General features: G+C 43.9%; 30 protein-coding genes. 15 read left to right on the top strand and 15 right to left on the bottom strand.

The genetic code is table 11. The features are described 5' to 3' along the window. Positions 1–20: 20 nt before the first annotated feature. The 4 genes from MP3633_RS16705 to MP3633_RS16690 all read right to left on the bottom strand — a co-directional run bounded on the left by MP3633_RS16705 (position 21) and on the right by MP3633_RS16690 (position 1,643). The gene (locus tag MP3633_RS16705) at positions 21–332 is read right to left on the bottom strand and encodes a cupin domain-containing protein (protein WP_176336385.1); all 312 of its coding nucleotides are present in this window, start codon (positions 330–332) and stop codon (positions 21–23) included. A 138-nt stretch (positions 333–470) separates the two neighbouring features. Next, positions 471–1,067, bottom strand: coding sequence for a Fic/DOC family protein (locus MP3633_RS16700; protein WP_176336384.1), 597 nt, complete (start codon positions 1,065–1,067; stop codon positions 471–473). 4 nt (positions 1,068–1,071) lie between these two features. Then, positions 1,072–1,254 (bottom strand): YhfG family protein, encoded by a 183-nt coding sequence (locus MP3633_RS16695; protein ID WP_176336383.1) that lies wholly within the window; start codon positions 1,252–1,254, stop codon positions 1,072–1,074. A 110-nt stretch (positions 1,255–1,364) separates the two neighbouring features. Next, positions 1,365–1,643 (bottom strand): helix-turn-helix domain-containing protein, encoded by a 279-nt coding sequence (locus MP3633_RS16690; protein ID WP_176336382.1) that lies wholly within the window; start codon positions 1,641–1,643, stop codon positions 1,365–1,367. A 136-nt stretch (positions 1,644–1,779) separates the two neighbouring features. Between MP3633_RS16690 and MP3633_RS16685 the strand changes: the two genes are divergently transcribed. The 3 genes from MP3633_RS16685 to MP3633_RS16675 are packed head-to-tail and all read left to right on the top strand — an operon-like array spanning position 1,780 to position 4,120. Continuing rightward, on the top strand, positions 1,780–2,010 hold the full coding sequence (locus tag MP3633_RS16685; protein ID WP_176336381.1) for a Trp family transcriptional regulator: 231 nt from the start codon (positions 1,780–1,782) through the stop codon (positions 2,008–2,010). Further along, the gene (locus tag MP3633_RS16680; RefSeq protein WP_176336380.1) at positions 2,007–3,446 is read left to right on the top strand and encodes an anthranilate synthase component I family protein; all 1,440 of its coding nucleotides are present in this window, start codon (positions 2,007–2,009) and stop codon (positions 3,444–3,446) included. The genes MP3633_RS16685 and MP3633_RS16680 overlap by 4 nt, the downstream gene beginning before the upstream one ends. 11 nt (positions 3,447–3,457) lie before the next feature. Further along, positions 3,458–4,120 carry an anthranilate synthase component II gene (locus MP3633_RS16675; protein ID WP_176336379.1) on the top strand — a complete coding sequence of 221 codons (663 nt, stop codon included), beginning with the start codon at positions 3,458–3,460 and terminating at the stop codon, positions 4,118–4,120. A gap of 83 nt (positions 4,121–4,203) precedes the next feature. On the opposite strand, the gene MP3633_RS16670 is transcribed toward MP3633_RS16675, so the two are convergent. Further along, positions 4,204–4,770 (bottom strand): YdcF family protein, encoded by a 567-nt coding sequence (locus MP3633_RS16670; RefSeq protein WP_244959715.1) that lies wholly within the window; start codon positions 4,768–4,770, stop codon positions 4,204–4,206. A gap of 318 nt (positions 4,771–5,088) precedes the next feature. Between MP3633_RS16670 and MP3633_RS16665 the strand changes: the two genes are divergently transcribed. From MP3633_RS16665 to MP3633_RS16630, 8 genes are all read left to right on the top strand, one after another. After that, positions 5,089–5,772: a GDSL-type esterase/lipase family protein gene (locus MP3633_RS16665; RefSeq protein ID WP_176336378.1), complete on the top strand. Its 684-nt coding sequence runs from the start codon at positions 5,089–5,091 to the stop codon at positions 5,770–5,772. Positions 5,773–5,931: 159 nt separating this feature from the next. Continuing rightward, positions 5,932–7,017: a TRAP transporter substrate-binding protein gene (locus MP3633_RS16660; protein ID WP_176336377.1), complete on the top strand. Its 1,086-nt coding sequence runs from the start codon at positions 5,932–5,934 to the stop codon at positions 7,015–7,017. Positions 7,018–7,085: 68 nt separating this feature from the next. Next, complete coding sequence (locus tag MP3633_RS16655; RefSeq protein WP_176336376.1) at positions 7,086–7,625, top strand: TRAP transporter small permease subunit; 540 nt, start codon at positions 7,086–7,088, stop codon at positions 7,623–7,625. Positions 7,626–7,680: 55 nt separating this feature from the next. Next, on the top strand, positions 7,681–8,970 hold the full coding sequence (locus MP3633_RS16650) for a TRAP transporter large permease (RefSeq protein ID WP_112134714.1): 1,290 nt from the start codon (positions 7,681–7,683) through the stop codon (positions 8,968–8,970). 131 nt (positions 8,971–9,101) lie between these two features. Next, a complete protein-coding gene (locus MP3633_RS16645) occupies positions 9,102–10,511 on the top strand; it encodes a cache domain-containing protein (RefSeq protein WP_176336375.1) in 1,410 nt (469 codons plus the stop codon). Next, positions 10,480–11,112 carry a response regulator transcription factor gene (locus tag MP3633_RS16640; RefSeq protein WP_112134712.1) on the top strand — a complete coding sequence of 211 codons (633 nt, stop codon included), beginning with the start codon at positions 10,480–10,482 and terminating at the stop codon, positions 11,110–11,112. Before MP3633_RS16645 ends, MP3633_RS16640 begins: the two co-directional genes overlap by 32 nt. Positions 11,113–11,333: 221 nt before the next feature. Beyond that, the gene (locus tag MP3633_RS16635) at positions 11,334–12,140 is read left to right on the top strand and encodes an endo alpha-1,4 polygalactosaminidase (RefSeq protein WP_112134710.1); all 807 of its coding nucleotides are present in this window, start codon (positions 11,334–11,336) and stop codon (positions 12,138–12,140) included. Positions 12,141–12,182: 42 nt separating this feature from the next. Continuing rightward, positions 12,183–13,031 carry an AraC family transcriptional regulator gene (locus MP3633_RS16630; RefSeq protein WP_176336374.1) on the top strand — a complete coding sequence of 283 codons (849 nt, stop codon included), beginning with the start codon at positions 12,183–12,185 and terminating at the stop codon, positions 13,029–13,031. A gap of 3 nt (positions 13,032–13,034) precedes the next feature. On the opposite strand, the gene MP3633_RS16625 is transcribed toward MP3633_RS16630, so the two are convergent. Continuing rightward, positions 13,035–13,625, bottom strand: a complete 591-nt coding sequence (locus MP3633_RS16625) for a LysE family translocator (RefSeq protein ID WP_176336373.1) — start codon at positions 13,623–13,625, stop codon at positions 13,035–13,037. 218 nt (positions 13,626–13,843) lie between these two features. On the opposite strand from MP3633_RS16625, the gene MP3633_RS16620 reads away from it, so the two are divergent. Continuing rightward, complete coding sequence (locus tag MP3633_RS16620) at positions 13,844–14,140, top strand: Dabb family protein (RefSeq protein WP_176336372.1); 297 nt, start codon at positions 13,844–13,846, stop codon at positions 14,138–14,140. Between the two features lie 91 nt (positions 14,141–14,231). On the opposite strand, the gene MP3633_RS16615 is transcribed toward MP3633_RS16620, so the two are convergent. Then, a complete protein-coding gene (locus MP3633_RS16615; RefSeq protein ID WP_176336371.1) occupies positions 14,232–14,921 on the bottom strand; it encodes a type 1 glutamine amidotransferase domain-containing protein in 690 nt (229 codons plus the stop codon). Between the two features lie 162 nt (positions 14,922–15,083). On the opposite strand from MP3633_RS16615, the gene MP3633_RS16610 reads away from it, so the two are divergent. From MP3633_RS16610 to MP3633_RS16600, 3 genes are all read left to right on the top strand, one after another. After that, entirely contained in the window at positions 15,084–15,977 is an 894-nt protein-coding gene (locus MP3633_RS16610) for a LysR family transcriptional regulator (RefSeq protein ID WP_176336370.1), read from the top strand. A 126-nt stretch (positions 15,978–16,103) separates the two neighbouring features. Continuing rightward, positions 16,104–16,442 (top strand): hypothetical protein, encoded by a 339-nt coding sequence (locus MP3633_RS16605; protein WP_176336369.1) that lies wholly within the window; start codon positions 16,104–16,106, stop codon positions 16,440–16,442. Further along, positions 16,435–17,013, top strand: a complete 579-nt coding sequence (locus tag MP3633_RS16600; RefSeq protein ID WP_176336368.1) for a cysteine hydrolase family protein — start codon at positions 16,435–16,437, stop codon at positions 17,011–17,013. The genes MP3633_RS16605 and MP3633_RS16600 overlap by 8 nt, the downstream gene beginning before the upstream one ends. A gap of 93 nt (positions 17,014–17,106) precedes the next feature. On the opposite strand, the gene MP3633_RS16595 is transcribed toward MP3633_RS16600, so the two are convergent. The 8 genes from MP3633_RS16595 to gntR all read right to left on the bottom strand — a co-directional run bounded on the left by MP3633_RS16595 (position 17,107) and on the right by gntR (position 26,062). Then, complete coding sequence (locus MP3633_RS16595) at positions 17,107–19,548, bottom strand: TonB-dependent receptor (RefSeq protein WP_176336367.1); 2,442 nt, start codon at positions 19,546–19,548, stop codon at positions 17,107–17,109. Positions 19,549–19,663: 115 nt separating this feature from the next. After that, a complete protein-coding gene (locus MP3633_RS16590) occupies positions 19,664–20,635 on the bottom strand; it encodes a FecR family protein (protein WP_176336366.1) in 972 nt (323 codons plus the stop codon). Further along, positions 20,628–21,155: a sigma-70 family RNA polymerase sigma factor gene (locus tag MP3633_RS16585; protein WP_176336365.1), complete on the bottom strand. Its 528-nt coding sequence runs from the start codon at positions 21,153–21,155 to the stop codon at positions 20,628–20,630. The genes MP3633_RS16590 and MP3633_RS16585 overlap by 8 nt, the downstream gene beginning before the upstream one ends. A gap of 122 nt (positions 21,156–21,277) precedes the next feature. Continuing rightward, positions 21,278–22,045, bottom strand: coding sequence for a Fe(3+) dicitrate ABC transporter ATP-binding protein FecE (fecE, locus tag MP3633_RS16580; RefSeq protein ID WP_176336364.1), 768 nt, complete (start codon positions 22,043–22,045; stop codon positions 21,278–21,280). A gap of 3 nt (positions 22,046–22,048) precedes the next feature. Continuing rightward, positions 22,049–23,008, bottom strand: coding sequence for a Fe(3+) dicitrate ABC transporter permease subunit FecD (gene fecD / locus MP3633_RS16575; protein ID WP_176336363.1), 960 nt, complete (start codon positions 23,006–23,008; stop codon positions 22,049–22,051). Further along, positions 23,005–24,009, bottom strand: a complete 1,005-nt coding sequence (locus MP3633_RS16570) for an iron chelate uptake ABC transporter family permease subunit (RefSeq protein ID WP_176336362.1) — start codon at positions 24,007–24,009, stop codon at positions 23,005–23,007. Before MP3633_RS16570 ends, fecD begins: the two co-directional genes overlap by 4 nt. Before the next feature lie 3 nt (positions 24,010–24,012). Next, on the bottom strand, positions 24,013–24,903 hold the full coding sequence (locus tag MP3633_RS16565; RefSeq protein WP_176336361.1) for a Fe(3+) dicitrate ABC transporter substrate-binding protein: 891 nt from the start codon (positions 24,901–24,903) through the stop codon (positions 24,013–24,015). Positions 24,904–25,033: 130 nt separating this feature from the next. After that, positions 25,034–26,062, bottom strand: a complete 1,029-nt coding sequence (gntR, locus tag MP3633_RS16560; protein WP_343750220.1) for a gluconate operon transcriptional repressor GntR — start codon at positions 26,060–26,062, stop codon at positions 25,034–25,036. Positions 26,063–26,214 lie beyond the last annotated feature (152 nt).

Raw genomic sequence — 26,214 nt, 5'->3', positions numbered from 1 at the left:
TACAAAATCATTTAGGTTGCTTAAACACTGCCTTCTTTTTCGATCACCAAAATACGGGCTTCACCCACAGGATGCGCAACATGCTCCGTACCAATCGCTGCATAAAATATATCGCCCACAGTCATTAATGTAACGTTTTCGACGCCATTGACTCGGTAGTGCATATTGACCTCGCCATCCAACACCACAAACACTTCTTCACCATCATTGATATGCCACTTGTACGGCTGATCGGTCCAATGCAAACGCGTCGTCACACCATTCATATTGGCAATGTCTAACGCTCCCCAAGCGCGACCTGCAGTAAAATCTTTGGCTTTGAAAAATGTCATTCGTTTATTCCTAAGTGATAGAGATAATACGACGTTAGAATGCCATTACAGTGAAGACAAGGCAGTAGCATCGCTTAGGTGAAAATGGCGGCGATAAAAGTCAAAATACGGGCTGGGTATGGCTGAGTGTTGGAATGGTTAGATGATTGGGGAGAGGCTTCTGGTAAATATCTCTGTCATCGGCTGATAGTTACAATCTAGACATCCACGAATATTAGACTCAATCCATTGATCCTTTGAGGTGCCTTCAAAGCTTAAATTGTAGCCACAATCGATAGCTAGATGTTCAAACAGCAAACGCTGCGTTCTTCCATTTCCTTCTCGGAACGGGTGAACCATATTCAATTCAATATAAAACTCCGCCATTTCTTGGCAAAAGTCATCGAAACCTAACTGTTCGAAAAAATCCTTTTTGCTCAATTGTTTAAACAGTTTATTAGCTTCTTTTTGAATAAACTCAGGCTGGCAAAAACGGGTGTCTTGCTTTGAAATCGAAATGGTTCGTATTTTTCCTGCCCATTGATATAAATCGCCAAAGAGCTTTTCATGCAGAAGACAAAGGTAGGAAAAGTCGTAGGGAGCTGGTTTAAAGTCAATCTCAGCAATCGCTAGAGTAGAGATTTGGTTCTCTAATTCACTCAACTCAACGGAGTCTTTAATACCAAGCTTATTGATTAAAGTACTGGAATTTGAATAGGTATACGGGTCTTGGCCTACACCGTATTTATCTACCACAGGATTAGCCTAAGTATTTCTTTAAGAGTTGTTCTTTTTTAATTTTTCTCTCTGGAGCGCTAAGAGAGAGAAGTGATTTATCGACAGAATAGCCTTCTAAACGCATGCTTTCGACGAAGTTGTCGCATTTTTTGTTTGTATAAGCTTGTTGTTTAGAAGTCACTGTGAGAGTTGAGCCGTGTTTCATTTTGATCTCCTTAAACTACGATATATTTAGTATAGCCTAGTCGGTTGTGCTCTTCTATGGTTAGGTAAGTTCATTTTTTGGCTAAAGTTAGGAATCATAAATATGGATAATTATGACATTTTTTGCGGCATTAAGTTGAGTTCAAAACCACAGGCGTGAGCGTATTTTAATAATGTTGTCCAGCTTGGATTGAAGTTGCCGCGTTCTAGTCGGCTGATATTACTTTTTTGAGTGTGCATGCGTTTTGCGAGTTGTTCTTGGGTTAGTCCCGCTTGGGCGCGCATAGAAAGTAATTGATCGATAAAAGCGAACTCATTTTCAAGTTGATAATATTCCGCACGAACTTCTGAGTTAGCCAATGTCTGTTGTTTTAAGTGTTGTAAACGCATCAACCTTCCCTCTCTAGTTGTCGTAAATGATAACTTTCATTGTAATTTTTATCACTTTACATAGTTGCTTCTCTTTCTTAAAATCTATAATGTACTAGTACATGAATACATGGCTATTTATCGAATAGAAGTGCATATGAAAGATTTGGTCCAGTTTTTAACCGAAGTAGATGATGGGTTGGTGTTAGAGAAGCGTTTAAAGGCGTTGCTCACACCGAATGAAATTGAAGAAATGCTGCGTCGTCTTAAAATTTTAGAACTGTTGGAGCAAGGCGTGCCGCAGCGCGACATAGCGAAACAGCTGGGCGTAGGCATTGCCACTGTGACCCGTGGTTCCCGAGCATTTAAGGAATTAAAAGAGATATGAGTCAATCTAATAAAAAGCCTGAGCGCATCTCGCTACCGCGCAAACCTAAGTACGTCACCATCAGTTCCGATTGTGATTTTTTCAGTTTGTTTAAGAAGATTGAGAAGCGCTTTGATAACTGTTTTATGTTGGAGTCCCTTGGTGAAGAGAGCTTTATTTCCCGCCATTCGATCATAGGTTTTGACCCAGAAAAGCTAATCTGGGCGGAAGGCAAACAACTGTTTATTCAAGAACGTGATGGCAGCACTGAGTCTTATGAATCCGACAACCCTTATTATTTACTGCGTGATATTGTGCCGCAGAATATTTTGTCGCGTGGCTTTGCTGGTGGTTTAACGGGTTATATCGGTTACGACAGTATGAATTATTTCGAGCCGACGTTAGACCTGCAATCCAGCGAGATGTTTGATGCATTTCGCTTTGGTTTGTACAAAGACGGTTTGATTCTAGATAAGATGACTGGCGAGGTTATCTACTTTTATTACGAAGACGCTCATTCTAAAGGCGAGGTTTTTGAAGGTAATCGTGTGGATTTGGTTAACGCCATGATGGCAGAACCGACACCAGAGAACGGCCCGTTTGTGGTGCGTCCTGCGGGTGAGTCGATGAGTAAAACCGATCACGCCGATGCCGTTGCCAAGGTGAAGCAAGACATCATCGAAGGTAAGATCTTTCAGTGTGAAGTGGGCTTTAAAAAATGGTTCGATATGGAAGGCGATACCATTAATTTGTACGAGCAATTACGTGAAGTAAATCCGTCACCGCAAATGTATTACATCAAATTTGGTGAGCAAAAAGTCATCGGCGCGAGCCCAGAATTGTTGTTCCGCGTTCGCCAAGGGGAAATGGAAACTTTCCCGTTAGCGGGTACCGCGAAGCGTGGTAAAGACGCGGCAGAAGACACGGCGTTCGCGCGTGCTCTGTTGAATGATCCAAAAGAAATCGCCGAGCACAATATGATTGTCGATTTGCATCGTAACGACATTGGCCGCGTGGCACGCTTCGGCACGGTGAAAGTGCGTAGCTTGATGGACATTAAACGTTTCAGTCACGTTCAGCATATTTCGAGCGAAATTGTCGGCATTATGGCGGAAGATCACGACATGTTTTCGGCGTTGGCGAGTAACTTCCCAGCAGGAACCTTGACGGGCGCACCAAAAATCGAAGCGATGAAGATCATCGACGATTTGGAAAACGACGGTCGTGGCCCTTACGGTGGTGCGGTTGGTCAGTTCTCTTTTAATGGCGATTGTATGTTTGCGATTCCGATTCGTACCGTGTTTGCCAATGGCAACAAAGCTTATGTGCAAACCTGTGGCGGCAATGTGTATGACTCCAATGCCGAAGACGAATATGAAGAAATCCAACGCAAATTCGCTGGCACCAAGCGCGTGTTAGACAGTTTCGCTCCAACCAACACAGAAGAAAATGCGTAAGGGAAGAACAGATGAAAGTTTATATTATCGACAACTATGATTCCTTCACTTACAACTTGTATCAGTTTATTGGTGAAGTATTGGAAACCGAAAAAAGCCGTGGTGAAATCGACGCTTTTGAGGTGATCGTAAAGCGTAACGACGAAGTGACATCAGACGACATTCGGGCGGCAGCACCAGATCGCATTATTATTTCTCCAGGGCCCGGTTCACCAGATGACAAAGCGTATTTTGGTATTTGTGCTGAGGTTATTTTAGAGTTTGGAAAAACCATTCCATTGCTGGGCGTTTGCTTGGGAATGCAGGGAATTTGTCATGTATTCGGTGGCAAAGTCGTCAAGGCGCCATTGCCAATGCACGGTAAAACCAGCCCGATTACCCACAATGGCGAAGGTATTTTTCACGACATTCCAGATCAACTCGAAGTGATGCGTTATCACTCATTAATCGCCGAAGCAGAAAGCTTCCCAGATGTGCTAGAAGTCACTGCGTCCGTTGGCGATTTGAAAGAAGCTGACTTCAAGGATATCGCGACGATTCATAACGGCGGTGATTTTGAACTGATGGGCATTCGCCATAAAGAATACCCGATCCAAGGGATTCAATTTCACCCAGAGTCCTTCGCGACTGAAGGTGGTAAAGACCTGATCAAAAACTTTTTGTTTCAGGTTTGATGGGTTAGAAATACGTTACGTTTGGATTGACACAAAGCAGTGACCAGAAATGGTCGCTGCTTTTTTATGTTTCTAAATAAACGCTAGCCTTTCATCCATTGCCAAGCGCGACCTAGCCATTCGTAAAAAGCGCGTTCACTTTTGTAGCTGGCATTGGCGTTGATTTGCCAATCACTTTTTTCTGATCCTAAGTACATGGCGGGGGCTGGCATAGTGTCTATTCCAGCTTGCTTGAAGAAGATGGTCGCCCGTTTTAAATGCGACGCTTCGGTGACTAACGCAACGCGTTTTCCTTTTAAGTAAGGTGCCATACTTTTGGCTTCCTCTTGAGTGTCTTTGGCGAGAGGAAAGGCTTTTATTCGATTGGGTTTTGTCCCTAATTCTATCGCTGCTTTGCGCATGACGTCTGCGTGTGATTCTGTCATTCCACCGGAATAACCAGAAACGAACAATTTTGCGTTGGGATTGGCGTTTAAAATACGCAAACCTTCTTCAAGACGAAACAGCGCACTGCTTCCCAATTCCATCACCGCGGGCGTGTTGTTTAGGTCTTTGTGTCCACTGCCGAGCACAATAACAATGTCGACAGTCTGTTGAATATCAAAGGGATACATGTCTTTTTCGACGGTCGAAATAAGCCGATCTGCCATGGGGTTCCAACTGGTTAATCCCAATAAAAGTATCCCGCAGAATAAGAAAAACTTGGCGGTTTTAGGGCGTTTTCTCATTAGTAAGAATGACAGGCACATTATCAAAAGTGTCAGCGGAATCGGCATTAACATCATGCCAACGGTTTTTTTGATGTAAAAAAGAATCAGGCTCACAGCGTGTCGTCTTGTTAATAAATGAGTTTTTAGAATACAGGATCAAGACTAAAACCTCAGTGTCTTTTATTGTTTTTATAGTGGCCTTTCTGAAATTTTATAGAGTATGATTTTCATCAACGAAGTTTCAGGTAGTTCTCTATTATGTTTTCACCACATCCGACCAACATGCCTTTGTCTGTAAAACCAGAACCACAAGATGCCATTTGGTGGTTGCCTCGCCATGAAGAAAAGCTCGCTGAAAAAAATGCGATGGATCGTGTTGATTTGGTGTTTCTGGGAGATTCCATTACGCAGGCGTGGGAAAAAGAAGGCGCTGATGTGTGGCAGACTTTTTATGGTTCTCGATGTGCGCTGAACCTTGGTTTTAATGGTGATCGTACTGAGCATGTGTTGTGGCGTTTAGAGCACGGTGAAGTGGATAATATACAGCCTAAGTTGTTGGTGTTGCTGGTTGGTACAAATAATTCGGGCCATCGAATGGACAAAGCCAAAGAGACGGCGTTGGGCGTTAAGCGAATATTAGAGCAATTGGCTGAAAGGTTACCGCACACTAAAATATTGTTACTGGCGATTTTTCCTCGTAGTGCAAAGCCGACGCAAAAACTGAGGGTATTGAATGACGAAGTGAATCAGATTATTCAAACGTATGCTGATGATAAAACGGTGTATTTTCTCGATATTAATCATCACTTTTTAGACGGCTGTGGGCGATTAACAAGTAATGTGATGAGTGACTTTTTGCACCCGAATGCCAACCAATACCAGATATTTGCGGAGGCGATAGAGCCAAGTGTTCAAGTGCTTCTGGGAACCGACTTTCTCTAAATAATCACTCGTTTCTAAGTAATAATACTTACTGTGCTACGTAGTTTCCGAATACGTTGTCGGTATTCGTACGAATTGTTTACACTTTTCATTCACGCGATTATCTGTCCTGCTCAATTATGTTTTATAAAAATAAATACAGAACAGGATGATAAAAAAATGAAATCCTTCAAGATAACAACTCTGGTTGCCGCCGTAGCGGTTACCGTTAGTGCTTTCTCTTTACCTGCTTTTTCAGCGGAACGAGTCTACAAGTTGAAGATGGCTGAAACATGGGCATCTAATTTTCCTATCTTTGGTGATGCACCCCGAAACATGGCTCGTATTGCAGACGAAATGTCTGGTGGCCGTTTGAAAATCACCATCGACTCGTCGAACAAACACAAAGCACCATTTGGTGTGTTTGATATGGTTCGTTCTGGTCAGTACGACATGGGTCATTCCGCATCGTATTACTGGAAAGGTAAAGTGCCAAACACTTTATTCTTTACCACAATGCCGTTCGGTATGATTACACCAGAGCAATACGGTTGGTTCTACGAAGGTGATGGCATGGAATTGATGCAAAAGGTTTACCAACCTTTTGGTCTATTGTCTTTCCCTGGTGGTAATACAGGCAACCAAATGGGTGGCTGGTTCCAGAAAGAAATTAATTCCCTTGATGATCTTCAAGGTCTGAAAATGCGTATTCCTGGCTTCGCTGGTGAAGTAATGGCTAAGCTTGGTGCTAAGCCAACGAACATCGCGTCTGGTGAACTTTATACAGCGCTTGAGCGTCGTACTATCGATGCACTAGAGTGGGTGGGTCCTTCTCTTGATTTGCGTATGGGTTTCCACAAAATTGCGCCTTACTACTACACAGGCTGGCATGAGCCTGCAACAGAACTTCAGTTCCTTGTGAATGAACGTACCTGGAAAAAGTTACCGGACGATCTTCGTGAAATTTTAAGAGTTTCTATGAAGTTGGCTTCTTATGACATGTACATTCAGTCTTACCATGAAAGTGGTGTGAACTGGGCGACAATGAAAACGGAATACCCGAACGTTCAAGTTAAAACTTTCCCTAAAGACGTATTGGTTGCTATGAAGAAAGCCAACCAAGAACTGCTTGAAGAGAAAGCAGCGGCGGATCCTTTGGCAAAAGAAATTATCGAGTCACAAGCGAAATATTTGAAAACCACTCGTGTTTGGACAAATATCTCCGACCGAGCGTATCTTGACAGTGTTGATAGCTTAGGGGAATAAAACCTCTTGCAGGGTGAGAAGGCGCTTACGAGTGTTTTCTCACCCTTTGTCATTTCTAGGAGTTTGTTATGTTGTTGCTTAACCTAGAACGAGGTATTACTCGTTTTTCAAATCTACTCGGTGTTGTGTCTACGGTATTGTTCATCGCGTTACTGTTCAATGTATTTTACGACGTCTTGATGCGTTATGTTTTTAACGACGTGTCCATTGGTATGCAAGAGTTGGAATGGCATCTTTATGCGGCGATTTTTCTGTTGGGCATACCTTATGGCATTCAGCATGGCGGCCATGTCCGTGTGGATTTGATTTACGAGAATTTGTCTATTCGAGGCAAAGCATGGATTGATTTGTTCGGTTGTATCTTCTTTTTGATGCCTTTTACCTTACTTGTTGGTTACTACGGTGTTGGCTTTGCTCATGAAGCGTACAGCTTGGGTGAGACCAGTGGCGATCCGGGTGGTTTACCTTATCGCTGGATTATCAAAGCGGTGATTCCTTTTGCTTTCTTTTCTATGGCAATCAGTGGTTTGGGTATGATAATTCGTTGTATTAATGTGTTACGTGGCGTGAGTGAAGAAGGTTTTTCTCATCCACCGATTCAGCACTAATACGATTTAGCACTAACCAATAACCAAGTCATTATTTTAAGTTAGTAGGTCGTTTATGATTGGCATTATCATGTTTTTTGTTGCGCTAGTACTTTTGTTACTAGGCTTCCCTGTCGCCTTTACGTTTGGTGGCATCGCGTTGATCTTCGGTGTGTTTGCCGAAGGTTTTGATATGTTTGCTTTTATGCCGTTCCGCATACAAAGCTACATGGAAAATACCGTTATGATGGCGGTGCCACTGTTTATTTTTATGGGCATCGTCTTACAAAAAACCAGATTAGCAGAGCAGCTATTAGAAGCTATGGGGAAACTTTTTGGCGGCGTGCGAGGCGGTTTGGCTATTTCGACTGTTTTGGTTGGGGCGCTTTTGGCTGCGTCGACGGGTGTGGTTGGCGCCAGCGTCGTGGCGATGGGTCTTATCTCACTTCCGGTTATGCTGAAATACAATTACGACAAGTCATTAGCGTGCGGCACTATTTGTGCGTCAGGTACCTTGGGTCAAATTATTCCGCCTTCGATCATTTTGATCATTTTAGGTGACGTATTAGGCATTCCTGTTGGCGATCTGTTTCAAGCCGCTTTAGTGCCAGGTATGGTTTTGATCGGTTGCTACATTGTTTATATTTTAATTATTACTTATTTAAATCCAGATATGGCACCGGCCATGCCTCAAAATTTGGATAACGAGACTCGAGCTCAGCAAATCTACAGTGCGTTGAAAGCGATTATTCCGCCATTAGCCTTGGTACTGATTGTATTGGGTTCTATCTTTACTGGGGTGGCAACACCAACAGAGTCTTCTGCTTTAGGGGGCGTGGGCGCGATTATATTGGCGCTCATTTACCGACAATTTAGCTGGAAAATGCTTTATGACAGTGGCTTAGAAGCTGTAAAAGTGACCGCGATGGTGTTTGCTATTCTGATGGGGGCAACGGCCTTCTCTATGGCATTCAGTTATACCGGTGGTGATTACATTGTAGAAGAAGCGCTGTTGAGTTTACCTGGTGAAAAATGGGGCTTTATTATCTTGGCAATGGTTGCCATTTTGATATTGGGCTTCTTCATTGATTTCGTAGAAATTGCGTTCATTATCGTACCCATTTTAGCGCCAGTAGCCGAAGCATTGGGTATTAATATGGTGTGGTTTGCCATTTTGATCGCAATGAACTTGCAGACGTCGTTTCTCACACCACCCTTTGGATTTAGTCTATTTTATCTTAAAGGGGTCGCCCCCAGTTCGATACGAACCACAGACATTTACAAAGGTGTTATGCCATTTATTTTGATCCAAGTCGTCGTATTGGCTAGTATCATGGTGTTTCCTGGATTGTATGGGATGGGCTGATTTAGGTAGCATTTAATAGGCAATGTTAAAAAGCGGGTGATTACCCGCTTTTTTCGTTTTTTTGAATTGAAAAAACGGCTGTGTCAGCGTTTGATGCAGTCAATGTGAACATAATAAAAAAGGTCTCTCCTGTGGGTTTAAAAAGTAAAATCATCTTACTTGCCATTGCACCCCTCATTGTTGCTACGGCGATCATTACGTATCTAGGGCTGCAATCTGCCCGTGATTTGGCCTCACAAGAGTTGTCTATTTATGAGTTCAACTTAGTGAATGCTAAGAAACAAGCGCTGAAAAACCACGTAAATATTGCCATGTCGGCGATTCGACCAGTGTTAGAAAACGACTTGTTGGACGAAGCTGAAGCGCAATCTCAGGTAAAAAAAATTCTCGCCAATTTAAGCTATGAAGACGATGGCTATTTCTTTGCCTACGAAATGTCCGGCGTCAATTTAGTACATCCGACGCAGCCTGACTTTGTCGGTAAAAACCTTTGGGACTTTCAGGATCGCTCTGGGAATTATTTGATTCAAGGTTTAATTCACGCCGCACAAGCGGGCGGCGGTTACCACCGATACATTTGGGAAAAACCGCCATTAATGAAGCAAGAAGATAAACTGGGCTATGTCATCGCCATTGATCGTTGGGATTGGATGATGGGAACCGGTTTGTACTTGGATGATATTTACGCTGAACTGGCGAAAACCCAAGCCACCATGAATGACAATATTCAACGCAGCTTTTTTAGCGTGATGGTAGTGGTGGTGATCACTGTCATTCTGGTGATTTTACTGGGCTTGGCGATTAATCTTCACGAACATAAATTGGCAGACTCCCGACTCAAAGAATTGGCTCAGCGCTTTATGCGTTTGCAAGTTAATGAAAGACGAGGCTTTTCTCGCGAGCTGCATGATGGCATCAATCAGTTACTAGTGAGTTGTAAATTTCGTATTGAGTTAGCGGGCAATAAGCTCAAACGGGAACATGATGAAACCATCGTTCAGTTGGAACTGGATAAAGCCAGTGATTTGATTGGTCAAACCATCAAAGAAGTGCGACAAATTTCTCATAATTTACGCCCTACATTATTGGATGATTTAGGCTTAGATACGGCGTTAAAAGCCTTAATTGACCAGTTTTTAGAGCGTACCGGCATTCATGTAGACTATCATTTTCAAGTGACCACCGAGATACCTGACGAAATTGAAATTACCCTCTATCGTCTTACCCAAGAATCATTAACAAATATTGAAAAGCACGCTCAAGCCAAGCATATCGAGCTTCAAGTAGGTCAGTCTGATCGTCATATTGTGTTTGAGTGTCTGGATGATGGTCTGGGCTTTTCACATGAAACAGAGTTGTCTTCGGGAATCGGTCTGATTAATATGCGTGAGCGTTTGGAGTTAATTGGTGGCGATTTCATATTTGAATCACAGCGCGGCAAAGGCACGAAAGTGCATGCATTATTGCCTTTGAAAAACAGTTTTAATAAGCGAGCGAAGAGCGATAATAATGATAAAAAAAATTCGAGTACTCTTAGTTGATGACCATATGTTGGTCCTTGATGGGCTCCAAGCCCGTTTGGAAATGGAAGACAATCTCGACATTATTGCGACGGCGTCCAATGGTTTAGAGGCTTTGGAAAAAGCCAAAGCGCTAAAACCAGATTTGGTGGTGATGGATGTATCCATGCCAGTATTGAATGGGTTAGAAGCCACTAAACGCTTTAAGGCTGAGCAACCAAACGTCAAAATACTGATGCTCAGTATGCATCATGACAAAGAATACATATTGTCACTGATACAGTCTGGCGCGAATGGTTATGTATTAAAAGATGTGTCCTCAGAAGAGTTGGTTCAAGCGATCAATACCGTGCATCAAGGCGGCACGTATTTTAGTTCGGGTGCTTCTGATTCTTTATTTTCTCAAGCGCCGTCTCCGAAGCAATGTGAAGAATTGACCAAGCGAGAAGTGGCGGTATTAAAAGAAGTGGCGGTTGGCTTGTCTAATAAAGAAATTGCCCAGTCACTGAGTATTAGTGTGCGAACGGTCGAAACACATCGCCAAAATCTAAAGAATAAGTTAAATATTCATACTTCTGCTGGCTTGATCAAATACGCATTAGAGCATCAGTTAATTGACTAGCTAGAGTGAAGGGGAGCAACCTTAAACGTCAAACCGAGTTTTTGTTTAGGTTCGGTTGATGATGAATGTTTTCTTCTGGTGTTCTCTTTGCAGAACAATCACGATTAATTTACGCTAATTCCCTCATTTGTAAGCCTTTCCCGACATAACAGCGTAGAGTGAAGCCTACGGCAGACCCTGCCGTGGGCTTTTTTTGCCTTTTTGAAAATATGGAGTCCACCATGCGCGTTCTACTCTTTCCTCTTACGGCGTTGTGTTTGCTTCTTTCGTCTTTTTCTTCTCTCCTTTACGCTGCTGATGATTGGTACCGTCCACCCGTTTCTGTTACCTGGCAATGGCAACTGGATGGTGTTGTTAATGAAGACTACGACGTAGATTTATACGATATTGATTTGTTTGATTCCTCCCTTGAGTTGATTCAACGTTTGCAGGCGTCAGGTAAAAAAGTTATTTGTTATTTCTCAGCGGGTTCCTATGAAGACTGGCGCCCCGATGCGGAAGACTTTACGGACAAAGATTTAGGTAAAACACTCAGTGGCTGGGACAATGAACGTTGGTTAGACATTCGTTCGAAACATGTTCGTGAGGTGTTATCTCGTCGTCTTGATCTTGCTGCTGAAAAGGGCTGTGATGGTGTTGAACCAGATAACGTAGACAGCTACCGAACCAATACTGGGTTTTATTTTCATCGTAATGACCAGTTAGAATTCAATCGTTTTTTAGCCGCGCAAGCACATAAAAGAGGTTTGGCGATTGGTCTGAAAAATGATTCTGATCAGGTTCTAGCGTTGGTCGATGACTTTGATTTTGCGATAAATGAACAATGTTTTGAATACTCTGAGTGTCGATCTTTTGAGGCCTTTATTAGCAATGGCAAACCTGTGTTGAATGCAGAGTACCGTGAGATTTATGTAGACGATGAGTCGCAAAAAAACACCATGTGCAAGCAATCTCTAGCGTTGAAATTCAGTACTTTGGTATTGCCTGAGGCATTAGACGACAAGTTTCGAGTGAGCTGTCTACCATAAGCGCATATATTTTATTAAAAGCCTGACGGACTGGACGATAATATGACACCTTCTACGTATCCTCTTTTTTGGCGTGACCCAGCATTACCTTATGTTGAGCTTCGTCAGGTATTGGATGGTCGAAAGGTCAGTTACGCGCCGCATTCTCATGAAGCCTGGTCGATTGGAGCGATCTTGGAAGGGGAGAGTGAATTTCTCTGCGCTGATCGATTACACGCGGTTGAACGTGGCGCCTTGGTGATGATGAATCCTGATGTGGTTCATGCCTGTAACCCACGCCAAGATTCGCCTTGGGCGTATTACATGATGCATCTTGATAAAGATTGGCTGGCGTCGTTGTTGTTTGATGCAGGTATAAGAGAGCACCGCTCTTGGCAAAATACTCACTTAGATACCTTAACCTTTGATACGTTAGTCACCGCGGATCTCTATGAGTTGTTCGTGGTGGTGTGTGAACGATTAATGGCCGCTGAACTGTCTTCTTCTGACAAAAGCCAGATACTAGAAAGTTACTTTATACGTTTGTTTAAACATTTGAATAACAAAGCTGAAACGACGACTATGCTGCCATCCAATAATTTGTATCCGGTGGCAGATTATCTGAATCAATTTTGCCTAGAAGATACGTCTATTGAGCTAATCAGTGCTGAGTTTGGTTTTAGTACGGGTTATCTGGTTCGTGCTTTTAAGCGGCACTTTAATATGACGCCCCATGCTTATCGTTTGAATCGTCGCATTCAACTGGGACAGCAAGCACTAAAGCAAGGCCAGCCCATTGCTGATGTTGCACAGACAGTTGGTTTTAGTGATCAGGCTCATTTCCATCGGATATTTAAACAACGTGTAGCGGCGACACCGGATCAGTATCGCCGTTCTATGGGACCGGTTTAGTCGTTAGATTATGATTAAAAGACAGCTTCCAGCCAGTAATAATGCCAAGGTCTTATTCATCAAACGCATCTTTGCGGGGCTTTGAAAATACTGTCCAAGTAATTTCCCTATCCAAACCCACACGCCAAGTGACAACCAACAAATCGGTAAATACAAACTCGCAAAGATCAGTACTTCATCTGTATTAGCCTGAGGGATGTAAGCTGAAATGCCTGACACGGACGCCAGCCACGCTTTGGGGTTTAACCATTGCATGATAGCGCCAGTCATAAGCGTTGGCGCATTTTTGTGTTTATCTGAGTGCAACTCGCCATCGTCGATAAATAATTGATAGCTCAGATACAGCAAGAAGGCGATGCCTAACCATTGCAGTACTTGAGTGATCCAATTCAATTGGGCGATAAGATAATGCAGCCCAAAACCAATCAGTAAAAACAAAACAATGAAACCAAGAGTGGCCCCAGTAATAAAAATAAGCCCAGCTCTCATCCCATGTCGAGCACTGCCACTTAATGAGACCAGATTCACTGGACCGGGAGATAGCGATGCCGCTAGAGCAAACAGTGACATGGAAACGATGAGAGAAAGAGTCATAAGACAGTCCTTAAAATAGACAGGGTTAGGCGCTTACTGTCGTCTTTATAGAAAGACGGGTATTGAACAAAATTGACCTTTTAAGGATTGTTTCATTTGTGGGGGAAGCAAACGGAACGTTCGTGATATGGTGTTTGATACAGAGTTCGACCTACTATTTACAAAAACGGCCTAGCTGAATTTTGTGAAACGATTACTGACCGTAAACAGGAGTCTTTATGATTCGTCATGTGTTGTTTATTCAATATAAAGATCAAGCGACAGACGTGGAAGTTGCTACGTCTTTAGCTAACTTCGAAGCCATTAAAAGTAAAATCAAAGGTATTGAATCGGTTGAATGGGGGCTGAATAATAGTCCTGAAGGGCGCAACAAAAACTACACCCATTGCGTATTTATGACGTTTACCGATGAAATAGCTCGAGATTACTACCTTCCACACCCAGAACATGACGTGCTAAAAGCACAGTTAGGGCCCATTTTAGAAGACATTATCGTCTTTGATTACGCTCTATAAATCGGCGTAATAGCGGTGAATGCAAGGCAATAAAAAACCCACCTTAGTCATCGCTAAGGTGGGTTTTTTCATCGTCTATGTTTTGAAAAACTTATTTATTAAGTTGAGCAAGTAATTTTTCAGCGACTAGCTCTGAACTTGCTGGGTTTTGTCCGGTGATCATCAGGCCATCTTGAACCGCGAAAGCCGTCCAGTCAGCGGTATTTTTGTAATCCGCTCCGCGTTTTTTCATTTCATCTTCAAGCAAAAAAGGCACAATGTCGGTAAGTTGCACAGCGGCTTCTTCGCTGTTGGTGAAACCTGTGACTGTTTTGCCTTTGATGAAATATTCGCCGCTAGCGTCTTTAATATTTAGAAAAGCGCTCGGTGCGTGACAAACAGAGGAGATTGGCTTGTTGGCTTGTAAAAAGCTTTCGATCAAGGCAATAGAGTCAGTATTGTCGGTAAGGTCCCAAAGTGGGCCGTGGCCGCCAGGATAGAAAATCGCATCGAAATCATCTTGCTTCATGTCGCTAAGTAACTGCGTGTTGGCAATGATATCTTGTGCAGTTTGGTCTTCATAAAAGCGCGTGGTGGCACCGGTTTGTGCATCTGGAGCTTCGCTATTTGGGTCGATGGGTGCTTGTCCCCCTTTAGGTGTTGCTACTGTCACTTCTGCACCAGCATCGATGAAAGCGTAATAAGGCGCAGCAAACTCTTCTACCCAAAATCCTGTTTTATGACCTGTATCGCCTAAATCTGAATGTGATGTTAGAACGACTAGAATTTTCTTCGTGCTCATAAGGAACCCCTAAAAATAATGATTTAATGAATGTATTAACTTGTGATTAGTCTATCTAACTAATCGAATGAAGGTAATGGGGTGGTTTTTGACTTCATTGGTTTAATAATTGATACAATCGACAATGTTAACCCCTTTGACCAAATAGAGTGAGAAGACGTCATGGAAGTCTCGTTTGAGCAGTTAAAAAGCATGGTGGTGTTTTCCCAAGTAGTCGACCAAGGCAGTTTAACGGCGGCCGCTAAAGCCATGGGTATTTCTCGTGGTGTGGTGAGCTATCACTTAAAAAAATTAGAAGAGCAATTGGGTGTGAAATTACTCAATCGCACTACGCGGTCTTTGTCTTTGACAGAAACAGGAGAGGCGTATTACCAGCGTTGTCGAACCATTGCTTATCAGGCTCATGAAGCAAATCTACAAATTGAAAAAGCCAAACAAGAACCTGTCGGTAAACTGAAAATCACCTGTCCGGTGAATTTAGGGCTGCAAGTGATTGTGCCAGCGCTGAATGAATTTCGTCGGCTTTATCCTTTGATAGAGCTGAATGTGTCATTGAGTGATGACGTGGTCAATATTATTAAAGAGGGGGTCGACCTTGCTATTCGTGGTGCGCCATTATTAGATTCAGGCTTGCAAGCGAGTAAATTAACCAGCTTTGAAACCTGCCTTTGTGGTTCGCCTGAGTATTTTCGCCGTCGTGGTCGACCAACTCAACCTGAAGAATTGTATGAACACGATTGGGTTGTGTACACGCCTGCGGCGAATACCGTGCATCTAAGTCAGGGAACTCGCTCTTATAGCTTGTCTGTTCATGGTGCGGTGAGTACTAATAATGCGGCGGCGAGAACGATATTTTTAGAAGGCGGCAATGGCATCGGTCGAATTCCTATGTATGACGCGTTGCCGCGTATTAATCAAGGTCGCTTAGAACGTATTCTGCCTGATTATCAATGCACCGGAATCGATGTTTATGCGGTTTTTCCTCCAGGAACTGCAGGGTCAAAAAAACTGCGTTTACTGTTGGATTTTCTAAAAGTCTCGTTTACTCGTTTATGATTGGTAAAAAGATCGTGAAAAGACAATCATAACGAATGGTATCTGACGCAGCTCTGCTCTATCTATTAGGGCTGCGTTCCCGTTATGATGCAGATGACATCACTTGATAGAATTTAGGGGAATCTTATGTTATATCGATTGGCATTAAGCGTGTTTCTTGTTTTTTTTGTAACCACTTCCATGGCCGCGAAGGAAGAAAGCAAGGAGACAAAAACACTCACTCAAACGGTTTTTGAATTAGAGCGAAGTCTGGCTATTTTACAGTTATCCACTGCGTCTTTAGGCGATTATCAATCGCTTGATAAAAAAATAGCGCAGGTTAAATCTCTAGAAAACCGCGTAAATTTTCTTGGCAATCTCACTTTTTTATTGTGTATGGCGCTCGCTGTTTTCTTTTTTCAACTGCGTAAGCAAAATAAGCGACTATTAGAGCTTGAGAAGAGCAAGGGAAATGCCAATGAATAAAACTGCAGTCTTGATGATTATCGATATGCAGCAAGGCATGTCTTGGCCACAAGCTGGCGAGCGAAATAACCCTAATGCGGAACATGAAATTGCTGAATTAATCGCCCATTGGCGAGCGAATCATGCGCCTATTGTGCATGTGCGCCATATTTCAACTGAGCTAGAATCTTTATTCTGGCCAGATCAAGACGGTGTTTTGTTTCAGGATGCGTTTCAACCGCTTGAAGATGAAAAAGTTATTGAGAAATCCGTTCCTGATGCGTTCATCTATTCGGACCTAGAAAAGTGGTTACTAAAACTGAATACTCAAGCGCTTGTGGTGGTCGGCGTTAGCACCAATAACTCCGTTGAGTCGACGGTAAGAAGTGCTGGCAACTTAGGCTTTACGACGTATGTGGTGGGCAGTGCTTGTTTTGCGTTTGAGAAAGAAGATTTCTTTGGGCAATCGCGCAGTGCAGATGAAGTACACGCCATGTCATTGGCTAATTTGCATGGGGAATACGCCACGGTCATCACTCAAGATGAAGCGTTTGCCTTATTACCGAAAGAACACACCTCGCTACGAGATTAGGTTTTTCCTCTTTTGTTAATCCTAAAAAAAGGCCAACGGAAATAATTCCGTTGGCCATCAAAAAGGGTTTCTTTGCTCTTTCTTGAACTCGAATTAGAACTCAGTAGAAAGCGACAACTTGATCTCGCGTGGGTTGCCCTGTGTTAGGTAGTTTACATAAGTGGTTGCAGCAGCCGATGCCCAGTAGTTTTCGTTCATCACGTTAGTGATGTTCAAACGCCATGTCACATCATGTTGAGCAATCGTAGATTCATAACGGGCACTTACATCAACTCGAGTCCAAGGGGCGATTTCTAAAGTATTGCTGGTATTGACATATTGAGGGCCGCTACGAATGATTTTTCCGCCTAAGGTTAGTCCTTCTAGTGTGTGTAGGTCGTACTCGCCACCTAGAACCAAGCGATATTTGGCAACGCCAGCAGCATCATTCCCGTCATTGGTACCGTCTTTAGTATTTTCTAGTTTAGGGTCTAACCAAGTGGCAGACGTATTGATGCGAAGTCCATCCAGTGGTTCACCGTAAAGGCTTAATTCAAGGCCACGGTTACGTTGCTCACCATAATAATCGTAAACACCACCGTTTTCACCATAGGCTTGGGGTTTGGTAATTTCGAAAACTGCCGCGCCTGCACCCAATGTGCCATCTTCAAATTTGATTCCGACTTCGTTTTGCTTGGAAATATAAGGTTTTAAGTTTTTGCCAGCATTTGAGTAGCTTGCTGTACTACTGATAATTTCACCTTGCTGTAGTGCTTCAATATGATTGGCATATAAAGAAATAGTATCAGATGGTTTGTACACAATACCGTAAATAGGAGAGGTTGCCGTGTCGCTGTACGCTGTGTCTAAAGCGCCATCATACTTGTAGTTATTTACATCAATTTCTTGGTATCGCACCCCTGCAGTAACCAGAATACTGTCGTCCATAAAGCCCAGCGTGTCCGCAAAGGAAAGCCCTTTTGCATCGGTTTTAGATCGGATATGTGGATTTTCCATATCCCCGCCAGCATAAAGATTTACTTCTGGGTAAGCGACATCAGCAGGATCATAGATGTTGGTGTTGCTTGTCCCTGACATGGTATAAGCCGCGTAGGTTTTATTCACAAAACCTGAGTAGGCTGCATTTAATTGATGAGTTACTTCGCCCGTCGTAAGGTCGCCCAATAAACTAACAGAAGAAGATAGTGTGTTAGATTCATAAGGTACTGTGAGTCGGCTTACAGTCGCGTCGCCATCTAAATTGGTTACGGTTGGTGATGAATATTCACCAAACTCTTTATTTTTGTTCGCGCCAAGAGCGGCGTTCAATGTCCAATTTTCGTTCAGTTCATAGTCAGCTTTGACCATGCCATATAACGTTTCTAACTCAGAGTCAGCCCAAGATGGCGCGTAGTTTGTTTCGGCATTTGGTGTCGTTGGAATCTGGGTTAGAGCACTACCTGCGTAGACAATAGAACGTCCGTTATCAATAATTTGTTTTTGGTAGCCCACATCGGTAGAGACATTGAATTTTTCAGCTCGGTAATCAACACCAACACTAAAGGAGTTTTCTTCGCGGGATTCGTTGTCAATAGCACTGTCACCTTCACGATGCAGTGCATTGACTCGTACGCCCCATTGGTTTTTATCACCAAAACGTCGAGCGACGTCCGTATTGATACCCACTTGACCTTCCGCTGTGGTGTCGAGTGTCAAAGCTGTAAGGTGCTCCTCGGCACGTTTTGGCTCAAGATTGATGGCGCCACCAATACCCGTGCCGCCAGGTGTGACACCATTGAGGAAGGCGCTCGAACCTTTTAGTAACTGCACGCTTTCTACCGCATTAGTAGAGACTACTTGGCGAGGCAATATGCCATAAAGACCACCGTATGAAATCGCGTCACTGTCTAGTTCAAAGCCACGAATCATGAATTTTTCTGAGTAGTTTCCGTAGCCATAACCCGATTGAACAGAAGCGTCACTAGCCAGTACTTCGGCGATGCTTTCTAGTTGTTGGTCTTCGATGGCTTTGTTGGTGTAAGACACGACGCTGAAAGGAACGTTGGCACTGTCTTGTTCGCCAAACACGCCTAAACGGCCGCCGGACTCAATTTGTCCGCCTTTGTATTCCGTTAGCACGCTGTCATCAATTTGCTCGGCAGAAACGGCCAAACCAGACAGGGTGTAGTTGCTCTGATCCATTAGGCGGTAGGTGCCGTCTTGGTTCGCCGTCATGATAAGACCTGTATCTTCTAGCAAGGCATCTATCAGTTCAAGCGGAGAGAAATTGCCAGAAACCGCTTTGTTTTTAAGCCCTTGAGTCAGTGCTGGGTCAAAAGAAAGTGATATGTGATGACGTACCGCAATGTCTGTTAGGGTTTTACCAAGGTTTCCTGCGGCAATGTTTACTTGTTCACGCGTTTCTTGTTGTACCGTATTGTCAGCCAATGTGAGGGAGCTTACGCCGGCGCCAACCACCAGGCTTGTACTAAAAATAGCGGCACTGATGGCATGATGTAACTGGTTTTTAAAATAATGTTTTCTCTGGGCAGCCACAGCTACCTCCTTTTTTAATCATAGGGTTATTTGTTGTCTACTTAATAAGCCACTCGAAAAGAAAAAAGGTATCAATAATAATGAAAGTAATTCTTATTAGCATTTGAAGGCTGTTTTAAGCCGGTTCAAGAGTGATCCAATAACCGCCCATATGACGTTTGGCTTTGATTGGGTAAGTATGGGTGAGCATATTGATAATGATGTCTGTATTCGAGGTTGGGAATGCACCGGAAACCATTAAATTTTCGATCTTGGGAGATACGCGTAAAAAACCGTGGCGATAGCGAGAGACTTCCTGAGCAAATTGTTTTAGAGGCATCTTGTTCGCTGCCAACATTTGGTCAAGCCATGCGTTTGTTTCTGGTGCGATCAACTGATTTGATAATAACGCGTAGCTAGATAATTCTGCTTGATAACCAGATTGGATGACGGTGTTGTCAGTCGTCGTTGCTAGTCTAGGCGTGACTTTAACTTTTCCTTTTATGGCGGCAAGCTGAGTGATCCCTTCATTTTGACGCACTGTTAATATTGTACCGAGAGGAGACAGCATTCCTTCATGTGTTTGAATCAAGAATGGGCCAAACTCTTTGGTGTTCACTTGTGGTGTTTGTAATTGAATTTCGCCTTCTCTTAGGGTGAGAAGGCGAGAGTGGCGGTCAAACTTCATATCAAACGCGGTCGCGGTGTTGAGCTTTACCAAGGAACCATCAGGTAACGTGACTTCTTGAACTTCGCCTGTAGCGGTGCGGTAATCTGCCGTCCATTGTTGTGTTTCGACAGTTTTATAGCTTCCCCAAATAACAGGGCCTGCAGCAAGTAGCAGCGAAAGATTACCAATGGCGAAACGGCGATTTTCATCGTCTGGGCGATTCAGTACCGCCGCGGCGATGTCTTTAGGTAAGGTTTCTACATGACCCATAAGACGCTGTGCGCGCAACCAGGCTCTGGTGTTATCTGGGCTTGCTTTTTGCCATTGCTCTAATTGTTCTTGCTCTTCTGCGGATAGAGGGGCTTCTTGTGATTTCATTAGCCATTCAGCCGCTTGTTCAAGACTATGCTTTGTGACAGTGATATTCGCTTTATTCAAAGAAGTCATCCTCCATTAAGGTTAAGCACTGTACATAGGCTTGTTTCATATAACGTTTGATACTGATCAGAGAAAGGCCCATTTCATCGGCGATTTCTTGGTATTTTTTGCCTTCGATTTGAGACATCAAAAATACTCTTTTCACATTGTGAGGTAAGTCGTTGAGGAGTGTATCAACCTGTTCGAGGGTTTGTAGAATGATATGAGTTTGCTCTTGAGAACAGGTCACAGGTTCAGGGAGTAATGCAACATACTCTGAATAGGTCTCTTCTAACGACTTTCGGCGATAAAAGTGGCTAATAATGCCTTTTGCCACCGTCACAAGATAAGCGCGAGGTTCATTGATCTTGTCTACTTCTTGCCGAGAGTGAATACGCATAAAGGTATCCTGAGTTAAATCTGCCGCATCGAATTGATTGTCTAAGCGCTTACGTATCCATGTATACAGCCAACGGTGGTTATCTGAATAGAGTGCATGCATTGCATTTTGCTGCACTCTTGGATCCGCATTGTGCGGCATGAACTCGCTCCTATAACGAAAAACATTAAATCTAAATGATAATGCATCTCATTAGACTATATGGTTGCTTTTTTGTCAATGTTGAGTACTTTTTGAATAATGAGAGCGTTATCGAGAGAGGCTTATTCCACTACGCACATTGGGGTTTTCGCGATAGGGTCTTGATGAATCTGCGCATCCAATGAAAAAACGGATTTCAGCATGTCTTGAGTTAGTACGGATTCGGGTGAGCCTTGGGTGATGATTTCACCTTCTTTCATGACAATTAAATGATCACAATAGCGCGCGGCTTGGTTGATATCGTGTAGTACTGTGATGATGGTTTTGCCTTGTAAGTTTAGTTTTCGCAACAGGTGCATGAGCTCGACCTGATGACTGAGATCCATATAGGTCGTAGGTTCGTCGAGTAAAAGATAGGGCGTGTCTTGGGCCAATGTCATGGCAAGCCAAACACGCTGGCGTTGACCGCCGGACAACTCGCTGACCAATTGATTCGCTAACTCTGTTATTTCGGTTTCTTCCATTACCCGATCAATGACTTTTTTGTCTTCCGCATTGATTCTTCCCCAAAATCCAGTGTAAGGACTGCGGCCATAGGTGATCAAATCGATGACTTTAATACCTTCTGGAATCGGTTGTGTTTGCGGTAATAATGCTAAGCCTCTAGCCAGTTGGTTAGACGGAATCTTATGTAAATTTTCACCATGCCAATGAACCTGTCCTGACATGGGTTTTAAAATACGAGCGATGGCTTTTAGTAGAGTGGATTTACCGCAACCGTTTGGCCCAAGCAAGGCTATAAATTTTCCATCGGGAATGGTTAAGTTCACCTGTTTTACAATGGCTTTATCGTGGTAACCCACTGATAAATCATGAGTGCTAAGAGACATAAATCATTTCGTCCTAAAGAGTAGCCAAAGAAAATACGGTGCACCAATAATGGCAGTCATAATACCGGCGGGTAATTCTATGGGCGGATCAATCGTCCGTGCGACTAAATCCGCCAAGAGCAACAAGGTCATGCCCACAACAATAGCGCAAGGCAAGAGGATTTGATGACGTCCGCCAACCAAGCGTCGTGCCAAATGCGGGGCAACCAGCCCCAAAAATCCAATGGGTCCACAGATAGAGACACAGGCCGCTGTCATACCAACCGCAATAGCCAAAACCATTAAGCGGGTTACCGGAATGGATACGCCTAAGCTGGTTGCAACGTCATCGCCTAACTGCACAAGGTTCATGCGTTTCGCTAGCCAAAAAGCCACCGGCACCAAACTAAGCCAAGGTAAAATCATTACTACCTGATCCCACCCTCGACCCCATAAGCTGCCTGTTAACCAGAGCAAGGCGTTGTTTATCTCTAAAGGTTGAGTCAGCATTAAAAAATCGACCAAACTACTATAAAGTGTGGCCAGCGCAATCCCAGTAATGGCCAATTTGATTGCGCTACTGTGAGACCCACACAACAACCAAAGAAGTAAAGCAGCCAACAAACCGCCGCATAACGCCGCCCAAGGCAACCAATACACGGACACATGAGGAAATAAGGTCATTAACACCACCGCCGCCAGACCTGCTCCGTGGCTAACACCCAAAATATCGGGGGAAGCTAATGGGTTTCGAATCACACCTTGTACTAATGCCCCAGACAGCGCCATCATACCGCCAACCAACACGGCTAATAGGGTTCTGGGTAACCGGTATTCATGAATGGTGAAGTAGAATTCAGACGATGGTGTGAAGCCGCTGATGATGTCGTTCAACGACAGACTGACCGCACCAAAAGAAAGGTTCAAAGCCACTAATATCAACACCATGGTGAACAGAAGAAAAGACAATACCATCGGTTTCATGATGTTCGAGTCCTTACCATGTAGATGAAAAATGGTGCGCCGATTAAGGCGACAATCGCCCCAACAGGGGTTTCCATCGGATAAATAATGGCACGACTAAGGGCATCGGCCATGACAACCAAAACAGCCCCCATGATGGCGGTTAATGGTAATATTTTTCGATTGTCTTGCCCCACCAATGTTTTTGACATATGAGGAACGAGCAAGCCGATAAATGCGATAGAGCCGGCAATACTTAAGGCGCTGCCTACAAGAATCAATACAAGAAGACTGAAAATAACACGAACCCACCCCAACTTAACGCCTAAGCTGCGGGCATTATCGTCGCCAAGATTTAATAAGTTTAAGGTTGGGCTCATGAAAAATGCACCAAGTAGACTCACAGAGGCAAGTGGCCAAAAGCTTTGCCATTGATGCCAGCTAGCACCAGCAACACTGCCAGCTAGCCAAGTCAAAACCGCAGAGGCTTGGTCTTCATGAAGTATGATCATGGCTTTCATTAAGGCTGCACACAATGCCGAAACCGCCACACCAGCCAGCACAAAACGGCCATGTTCGTTGCCGCCGCGCCACGCCGCGCCCAGTAACATAACGATTCCCCATGCTATCGCGCCGCCTAGAATGGCGGCGGTTGAAGTGCCGAAAAAGCCAAGCCAAGGCGTCACCGTCGAAACGGCGGCCATGCCTAATGCTGCGCCGGCATTCACACCCAATACAGAAGGTGATGCTAAAGGGTTTTGGGTGAGGCTTTGCATGATGGCACCAGAAACAGCTAAGCAAGCGCCGACAAGGCCTGCAATCAGGACTCGCGGTAGGCGGATATCCAACACAATATGGTGCGCAATACTATCGTCATCAGGGGCGATTAATGCCATCAAGGCTTGAATGCCACTTATCGGGATGATTGACCAGGTAAATAAGGATAACCAGGCAAAGAGCAATAATACCAATAACAGAGCCGTGCATTGTCTCGGGTAGGACGTGTGTTTAAGAAGCGACATGGATTATTGATTGAAAACCCTTGTCAGATCTTTAGCCATGTTTTCTGCTGCCATGATGCCTCGACAGCGTGACCAAACATTGCCATTGACCCTAAATAAATGTTGATTACGAGCAACTTTAAGCACCGACCAAAGCGGTTCTTTTTCCCATTTATCGATAATGTTTGGCGACACATAGGTACCAACAATAAGATAATCTGGGTTGATGGCGAGCAGCTGTTCTAGGCCAATTTGGCGACTGGACTGTTTATCGTCTTTTTCTAAGGATGGATTTTTTAAGCCTAATGCTTTTATCACTCCGCCGGCGTAAGAGTTTGCTGGGTGCATGAAAAGATTGTCTGCTCTCGCCACAACGAATTGTACGTTGAAGTCCTTTGGTAGTTGTGTCGCATAGTTTTGCATGATGGTTTTATGTTTGGCGAGTCTTGCTTGCATTTCTTGGTCTTTACCAACCACCTTACCAATGACCGCGGCGGCTTTCAGGTTGTCTTCGTAGGTTTCACGACGTGATGGTAAAATGAGCGTTGGGGCAATTTTTTTCAGATCCTCATACACGCCTTCGTGGCGGCCAATGTCGGCAATGATCAAATCCGGTTTTAGCGAAGAAATAACCTCAAGACTAGGTTGCGAGCGCGTGCCTACGGATTGCCATTCGCCAATAATGTCTCGCACTTGTTTTAGCACACGTTCAGGGTCTTTGTCGTCAGCGATACCAACCGGGCTGACATTCACGGAAGCCAGTGCATCGGCAAAAGAAAACTCTAATACGACAATGCGTTTTGGTATGTAGTCGAGAGTAAAGGTTCCTTTGCTATCCTCTACCGTAACGGCGTGAGTCAGTGAGCAAAAATACATTGAAAGGACAGTGAATGCGAGGCAAAGCAAGCGCTTCATGGATGGTAGCCTTAGTCGTTATCATCAGTGATTGAAGGGTTTTGATAATGATAACACTTCTCAGTTCCATGAGAAGTGATTTTGCTCTAAGGGCTTGGTTTTGAAGCTTTTGATCGGACGTTGTTTTACACTAAATGCTTTCACCCATTTCAATCTGAAAGGGTAAGTTAATGACTTTTTGTGAGACGGGATTGCCTTGTAAACGAGACAGCAAATGCTCTGCCGCTAAACGGCCCATTTCTTCTCGAGGGGTAATAACCGTAGCTAATAACGGTACCATGACTCTCGCGATATTATGGCCATGAAACCCCGCAATGCCCATTTCTTCCGGTATTTTGATGCCCATTTTTTGGCAAGCGTAGAGTGCGCCAATGGCTAAGTCATCATTGGTGCAAAAGATGCCGTCGGTATCAGGTTGTTTTTCTAAGGCTTCTTTCATGAATTGCTCGCCCTGCGTAAACGATGATGCACTGTCTGTACTTAGGCACATTTCAGTTAAGCCATTGTCCTGCATTGCGGCCTGATAGCCGCGTATTCTTAACAGCGTGCGTTGGTCCATTCTAGCGGCGAAATAGACAATTTTACGATGACCTTTTTTGATCATGCACTCGGTCATGGCATAAGCCGCGGCTTGGTTGTCGATACCAATGGCTTGCTCGATCGCTGGAGACACCGAATCCATGATTTCAATAACGGGAATACCGGCCACACTAAGCATCTTGCGAACTCGTTCGGTATGGTAGCTTTCGGAAATAATAAGGCCGTCCACATTGTAAGAAAGCAGCGCCGCAATACGTGTTTCTTCGGCTTCTTTGCTGTAGCCATAGTGCGCCAGCATGGTTTGGTAACCAGCAGGTTCTAATACCGATTCAATGCCACGGATGACTTCTGCGAATACTTGGTTGGTTAGCGACGGCACCAGCACCCCAATGGCGTGACTTTTGGATTTGGATAAAATATCGGGTGCACGGTTGGGTATGTAGCCGAGGTGGTCTAACGCTTCCCCGATTTTAATTTGCAGAGGGGGTGAAACCTGATCAGGGTTTCTAAGATAACGGCTTACCGTCATTTTCGTGACGCCAACTAGGTTTGCAACGTCTTGTAATGTAGGGCGTTTATTTTTCATACCTGAGCTTTTCATATCAAGAGACGTATCCATGAATTGTTACCTGTAACATTATCATAAGCAACTCATAGCAAGAAACAAAAAAAAGACAATTACGGTGAAGGTGTTTTTAAAACAAAGAGGCTATTGAAAGTGAGTATTTACTATTGTGTGGTTTAGAGGCACAACTTGCTTGTTGTGCCTCT

It is taken from the genome of Marinomonas primoryensis, from assembly GCF_013372285.1.
GTDB lineage: Bacteria > Pseudomonadota > Gammaproteobacteria > Pseudomonadales > Marinomonadaceae > Marinomonas > Marinomonas primoryensis.
This window is presented reverse-complemented; position numbering and strand designations above follow the sequence as displayed.

What these genes read in the sequence shown, in the direction of transcription:
- MP3633_RS16705 (WP_176336385.1), bottom strand. Translation starts at nt 332, where the DNA reads ATGACATTTTTCAAAGCCAAAGATTTTACTGCAGGTCGCGCTTGGGGA.
- MP3633_RS16695 (WP_176336383.1), bottom strand. Translation starts at nt 1,254, where the DNA reads ATGAAACACGGCTCAACTCTCACAGTGACTTCTAAACAACAAGCTTAT.
- MP3633_RS16690 (WP_176336382.1), bottom strand. Translation starts at nt 1,643, where the DNA reads ATGCGTTTACAACACTTAAAACAACAGACATTGGCTAACTCAGAAGTT.
- MP3633_RS16685 (WP_176336381.1), top strand. Translation starts at nt 1,780, where the DNA reads ATGAAAGATTTGGTCCAGTTTTTAACCGAAGTAGATGATGGGTTGGTG.
- MP3633_RS16680 (WP_176336380.1), top strand. Translation starts at nt 2,007, where the DNA reads ATGAGTCAATCTAATAAAAAGCCTGAGCGCATCTCGCTACCGCGCAAA.
- MP3633_RS16675 (WP_176336379.1), top strand. Translation starts at nt 3,458, where the DNA reads ATGAAAGTTTATATTATCGACAACTATGATTCCTTCACTTACAACTTG.
- MP3633_RS16670 (WP_244959715.1), bottom strand. Translation starts at nt 4,770, where the DNA reads ATGGCAGATCGGCTTATTTCGACCGTCGAAAAAGACATGTATCCCTTT.
- MP3633_RS16665 (WP_176336378.1), top strand. Translation starts at nt 5,089, where the DNA reads ATGTTTTCACCACATCCGACCAACATGCCTTTGTCTGTAAAACCAGAA.
- MP3633_RS16660 (WP_176336377.1), top strand. Translation starts at nt 5,932, where the DNA reads ATGAAATCCTTCAAGATAACAACTCTGGTTGCCGCCGTAGCGGTTACC.
- MP3633_RS16655 (WP_176336376.1), top strand. Translation starts at nt 7,086, where the DNA reads ATGTTGTTGCTTAACCTAGAACGAGGTATTACTCGTTTTTCAAATCTA.
- MP3633_RS16650 (WP_112134714.1), top strand. Translation starts at nt 7,681, where the DNA reads ATGATTGGCATTATCATGTTTTTTGTTGCGCTAGTACTTTTGTTACTA.
- MP3633_RS16640 (WP_112134712.1), top strand. Translation starts at nt 10,480, where the DNA reads ATGATAAAAAAAATTCGAGTACTCTTAGTTGATGACCATATGTTGGTC.
- MP3633_RS16635 (WP_112134710.1), top strand. Translation starts at nt 11,334, where the DNA reads ATGCGCGTTCTACTCTTTCCTCTTACGGCGTTGTGTTTGCTTCTTTCG.
- MP3633_RS16630 (WP_176336374.1), top strand. Translation starts at nt 12,183, where the DNA reads ATGACACCTTCTACGTATCCTCTTTTTTGGCGTGACCCAGCATTACCT.
- MP3633_RS16625 (WP_176336373.1), bottom strand. Translation starts at nt 13,625, where the DNA reads ATGACTCTTTCTCTCATCGTTTCCATGTCACTGTTTGCTCTAGCGGCA.
- MP3633_RS16620 (WP_176336372.1), top strand. Translation starts at nt 13,844, where the DNA reads ATGATTCGTCATGTGTTGTTTATTCAATATAAAGATCAAGCGACAGAC.
- MP3633_RS16615 (WP_176336371.1), bottom strand. Translation starts at nt 14,921, where the DNA reads ATGAGCACGAAGAAAATTCTAGTCGTTCTAACATCACATTCAGATTTA.
- MP3633_RS16610 (WP_176336370.1), top strand. Translation starts at nt 15,084, where the DNA reads ATGGAAGTCTCGTTTGAGCAGTTAAAAAGCATGGTGGTGTTTTCCCAA.
- MP3633_RS16605 (WP_176336369.1), top strand. Translation starts at nt 16,104, where the DNA reads ATGTTATATCGATTGGCATTAAGCGTGTTTCTTGTTTTTTTTGTAACC.
- MP3633_RS16600 (WP_176336368.1), top strand. Translation starts at nt 16,435, where the DNA reads ATGAATAAAACTGCAGTCTTGATGATTATCGATATGCAGCAAGGCATG.
- MP3633_RS16585 (WP_176336365.1), bottom strand. Translation starts at nt 21,155, where the DNA reads ATGCCGCACAATGCGGATCCAAGAGTGCAGCAAAATGCAATGCATGCA.
- fecE (WP_176336364.1), bottom strand. Translation starts at nt 22,045, where the DNA reads ATGTCTCTTAGCACTCATGATTTATCAGTGGGTTACCACGATAAAGCC.
- fecD (WP_176336363.1), bottom strand. Translation starts at nt 23,008, where the DNA reads ATGAAACCGATGGTATTGTCTTTTCTTCTGTTCACCATGGTGTTGATA.
- MP3633_RS16570 (WP_176336362.1), bottom strand. Translation starts at nt 24,009, where the DNA reads ATGTCGCTTCTTAAACACACGTCCTACCCGAGACAATGCACGGCTCTG.
- MP3633_RS16565 (WP_176336361.1), bottom strand. Translation starts at nt 24,903, where the DNA reads ATGAAGCGCTTGCTTTGCCTCGCATTCACTGTCCTTTCAATGTATTTT.
- gntR (WP_343750220.1), bottom strand. Translation starts at nt 26,062, where the DNA reads ATGGATACGTCTCTTGATATGAAAAGCTCAGGTATGAAAAATAAACGC.